The sequence below is a fragment of the Tepidimonas thermarum genome, from assembly GCF_007556705.1.
GTDB lineage: Bacteria > Pseudomonadota > Gammaproteobacteria > Burkholderiales > Burkholderiaceae_C > Tepidimonas > Tepidimonas thermarum.
The window spans coordinates 1-3,709 of sequence record NZ_VJOL01000089.1 but is presented as its reverse complement, the minus strand read 5'-3'; the positions used below and the strand labels follow the sequence as shown (position 1 = coordinate 3,709).

At 67.0% G+C, this 3,709-nt stretch carries 2 protein-coding genes; both read right to left on the bottom strand.

Annotation, left to right across the window (positions count from 1 at the left end; translation table 11 throughout):
- The coding region (gene serC, locus Tther_RS12770; protein WP_143904468.1) for a 3-phosphoserine/phosphohydroxythreonine transaminase at positions 1-782 on the bottom strand (782 nt) is incomplete at its 3' end.
- 3 nt (positions 783-785) lie between these two features.
- Positions 786-3,428: a DNA gyrase subunit A gene (gene gyrA, locus Tther_RS12765; RefSeq protein ID WP_143904466.1), complete on the bottom strand. Its 2,643-nt coding sequence runs from the start codon at positions 3,426-3,428 to the stop codon at positions 786-788.
- Positions 3,429-3,709 lie beyond the last annotated feature (281 nt).

Below are 3,709 nucleotides of genomic sequence, written 5' to 3'. Positions count from 1 at the left end.
GCCGCCCAGCGAAACACCAGCCCCGCCACGTAGATCGCCCACGTGGGAGGGGTGTTGGCCATGGAGTGTTGCTCGGCCAGGGTGCGGTAGTCGAACACCGTGGGGCAGATCGGCAGGGCGTGCCCGAGCAGGTCTTCGCGCACGATCACCAGCGTCAACCCGGCCGGGCCGATGTTCTTTTGCGCGCCGCCGAAGGCCAGTCCAACGCGGTCCCAGTCGATCGGGCGCGACAGCACGTGCGAGGAAAAGTCGATCACCAGCGGCGCGTCACACCCCAGCGCAGCCAGGTCGGGCAGGGTGTGGAATTCCACCCCGTGGATGGTTTCGTTGCTGCACAGGTGCACGTACGCCGGGCGCTCACGCAGCCGCCATTGCTGGGGCGGCGGGATGCACACGAACCCCTCGTCGGCGCTGCTGGCGGCGATGTGCACGTCGCCGTAGCGCTGCGCCTCGCGGGCCGATTTTTGGCTCCAGCCACCCGTGACCACGAAGTCCATCGCCCGCTCGGGGTGGCGCCCGGCCAGGTTGAGCGGCACGATGGCGTTGTGCGCCAGCGCTCCCCCTTGGCTGAACAGCACGTGGAAATGCGGCGGAATCGCCAGCAGGGCGCGCAGGTCGGCCTGCGCCTGCTCCAGGATCTCACCAAACGCCGCGCCGCGGTGGCTCATTTCCATGACGCCCATGCCGCAGCCGTGCCAGTCGAGCATCTCGGCGGCGGCCTGGCGCAGCACGCTCTCTGGCATCGTCGCCGGCCCGGCGGAGAAGTTGTACGGTCGTGCCATGGCTCAACCCTGGTCGTCGGACGCGGCCGGGCCCGCGGTGCTGGCGGCGTCGTCGCTGCCGTCGCCATCGTCCTCGGCGATGCGCTGCAGCCCGCTGAGGCGGTCGCCCTCGTCCAGGCTGATCAGCGTCACGCCCTGGGTGGCGCGGCCCATTTCGCGCACCTCGGCCACGCGCGTGCGCACCAGCACCCCGCGGTCGGAAATCAGCATGATCTCGTCATCGGGTCGCACCAGCGTGGCCGCCACCACGCGGCCGTTGCGCTCGCTGGTCTGGATGGCGATCATGCCTTTGGTGCCGCGGCCGTGGCGGGTGTATTCGGTGATGGGGGTGCGCTTGCCGTAGCCGTTTTCGGTGGCGGTGAGCACGCTTTGGCTTTCGTCCTCGGCCACCACCATGGCGATGACCTGTTGGCCCTCCTCCAGCGTCATGCCCTTGACGCCGCGCGCCTGGCGGCCCATGGGGCGCACATCGTTTTCGTCAAAGCGCACCGCCTTGCCCGCGTCGCTGAACAGCATCACGTCGTGCTGGCCATCGGTCAGCGCGGCGCCCACCAGGTAGTCGCCCTCGTCCAGATCGACCGCGATGATGCCCGCCTTGCGCGGATTGGCAAACTCGTCGAGCGCCGTCTTTTTGACCACCCCGTGCGCCGTGGCCATGAACACATAGTGGTCGGCCGGAAAGCTGCGGAACTCGCCCGTCAACGGCAGCACGACATTGATCTTCTCGCCCTCGGCCAGCGGGAACATGTTGACGATTGGGCGCCCGCGCGAGCCGCGCCCGCCGGCGGGCACCTCCCACACCTTGAGCCAGTACAGGCGCCCGCGGTTGCTGAAGCACAAAATCCAATCGTGTGTGTTGGCGATGAAGAGCTGGTCGATCCAGTCGTCATCCTTGGTCGCGGTGGCCTGCTTGCCACGCCCGCCGCGGCGCTGCGCGCGGTATTCGGACAGCGGCTGGCTTTTGATGTAGCCCGCGTGCGAGAGCGTGACCACCATGTCCTGGGGTGCGATCAGGTCCTCGGTGTCGAGCTCTTGCGCGTTGTGCTCGATGGTGCTGCGCCGCGCGCCCGCGGCCGTTTGCCCAAACTCGGCGCGGATGGCGCGCAGCTCGTCGGCGATGATGGCGGTGACCCGCTCGGGCCGCGCCAGAATGTCGAGCAGGTCGTCGATCTGCGCCATGACCTCTTTGTACTCGGCGACGATCTTGTCCTGCTCCAGGCCGGTCAGCCGCTGCAGCCGCATCTGCAGGATTTCTTGCGCCTGGGTCTCGGACAGCGCGTACAGGCCGTCGCCCTGCAGCCCGTAGGTCCGTGCCAGACCTTCGGGACGGTAGTCGTCGGCGTTGACCACGCTGCCATCGGCGCGGGCGCGCGTGAGCATTTGCCGCACCAGCGCGCTGTCCCAGCGGCGTGCCATCAACTCGGCCTTGGCCACCGGCGGGGTGGGGCTTTCACGGATGATGCGGATGAACTCGTCGATGTTGGCCAGCGCCACCGCCAGGCCTTCGAGCACGTGCCCGCGCTCGCGCGCCTTGCGCAGCTCGAACACCGTGCGGCGGGTGACGACCTCGCGCCGGTGTTGCAGGAAGATGTCGAGCAGCTCCTTGAGGTTGCACAGCTTGGGCTGGCCATCGACCAGCGCCACCATGTTGATGCCGAAGGTGTCTTGCAGCTGCGTGTGCTTGTAGAGGTTGTTGAGCACCACCTCGGGCACTTCGCCGCGCTTGAGTTCGATGACCACCCGCATCCCGGACTTGTCCGACTCGTCTTGGATGTGGCTGATGCCCTCGATGCGCTTGTCGCGCACCAGCTCGGCAATGCGCTCCAGCAGCACCTTTTTGTTGACCTGGTAGGGGATCTCATCGACGATGATCGCCTGCCGCTGGCCGCGGTCGATGTCTTCGAAGTGGCAGCGCGCGCGCATGACCACGCGCCCGCGTCCCGTGCGGTAGCCCTCGCGCACGCCCTGGATGCCGTAGATGATCCCAGCGGTGGGAAAGTCCGGCGCCGGGATGATGTCCATCAGCTCATCCACCGATGCCTGTGGGTGCGCCAGCAGGTGCAGGCAGGCATCCACCACCTCGTTGAGGTTGTGCGGCGGAATGTTGGTGGCCATACCCACCGCGATGCCCGCCGAGCCGTTGACCAGCAGGTTGGGCAGCCGGGTTGGCAGCACCAGCGGCTCGCGCTCGCTGCCATCGTAGTTGGGCCCGAAATCGACCGTTTCCTTGTCGATGTCGGCCAACATCTCGTGCGCGATCTTGGCCAGCCGGATCTCGGTGTAGCGCATCGCCGCGGCGGCGTCACCATCGACCGAGCCAAAGTTGCCCTGACCGTCGATGAGCATGTGGCGCAACGAAAAGTCCTGCGCCATGCGCACGATCGTGTCGTAGACCGCGCTGTCGCCGTGCGGGTGGTATTTACCGATGACATCGCCGACGATGCGCGCCGATTTTTTGTAAGGACGGTTCCAGTCGTTGCCCAATTCGTGCATCGCATACAGCACGCGACGGTGCACGGGCTTGAGGCCGTCGCGGGCGTCGGGCAGCGCGCGCCCCACGATCACGCTCATCGCGTAATCGAGGTAGCTGCGGCGCATCTCCTCTTCGAGGCTGACGGGTAGGGTTTCTTTGGCAAACGAGGTCATGGGCACGCCGCATGAGGGCAGGGGCGCAGTGCAGCGCCACCCTGCCAAGGGCCAGCGATTGCGCTGGCGGCAAAATGCCCGTTATTGTAAAGATCCGGACCCACGCCAGCCGTGCGTCAGCCGGGGCGGTGTCGCGGTAGGGCGGCTGCCCTTGGGAACCACTGAACAAAAAAGCTCGTACACCGCACACTCGCTCACGCTCGCTGTGAGGTCAGCGCAAATCACCCCAAGGCAGCCTCTGAGGCGCCCAAAGTGCCCTCGCGGCGGTGCAAAACCCGCCC